Origin of the sequence: Amycolatopsis sp. WAC 04169 (genome assembly GCF_003947535.1) — a bacterium.
In the GTDB taxonomy this organism is placed as follows: Bacteria; Actinomycetota; Actinomycetes; order Mycobacteriales; family Pseudonocardiaceae; genus Amycolatopsis; species Amycolatopsis keratiniphila.
The window spans coordinates 1-627 of sequence record NZ_QHJI01000072.1; the positions used below are offsets into that span (position 1 = coordinate 1).

Sequence of the window (627 nt, forward strand, 5' to 3'; positions counted from 1 at the left end):
ATCTTGTTCCAGACCGTCCGGTCGTAGATCAGCGCCTCGAACCTGGTGATGTGGGTGCCGCGCCGGTTCTTCTGCATCGGGCCCTTGTGCAGCGGCGACTGCCACTTCTTCGTGGAGTTCATCATCTGCACGTTGCCCGACACGAAGTCCGAGTCGGACCCCTCCAGGGTGCGCACCAGCAGGCCGTAGGCGTACTCGGGGATGACGTCGTCGCCGTCCACGAAGGCGAGGAACTCGCCCTGGGGGTGCATGGCCCGCAGCCCGGTGTTGCGCGCGTGCCCGGGGCCGTGCGGCTCCTGGCGGATCAGGCGGAACCGCGGGTCGGCCGCGCAGAAGTCGGCGGCGATGCGTGACGAGCCGTCGGTGGAGCCGTCGTCGACGAGGATCACCTCGAAGTCGCGGAAGGACTGCCGTGCGATCGACTCCAGGCACTCGGCCAGGTAGGTCTCGACGTCCTGAAAGGGCACGACAATACTCAGACGCGGATGTTCCACCAACTCGTACTCCTACCAAGACATTTCGCCCAGCGGGCTGCTATCAGTCCGCACTGGACGTCCCCACCCCTGACCGGTGTCGGCTCGCGGCCCCCTCAACCGCCTCATGCGTCACCGGGAACACCCCGGACGG

1 protein-coding gene is annotated in these 627 nt (G+C 66.8%); it reads right to left on the reverse strand.

The window, feature by feature from the left end; genetic code table 11:
• On the reverse strand, positions 1-467 hold a 467-nt coding region (locus tag DMC61_RS41060), incomplete at its 3' end, for a glycosyltransferase family 2 protein (protein ID WP_199750249.1).
• Positions 468-627 lie beyond the last annotated feature (160 nt).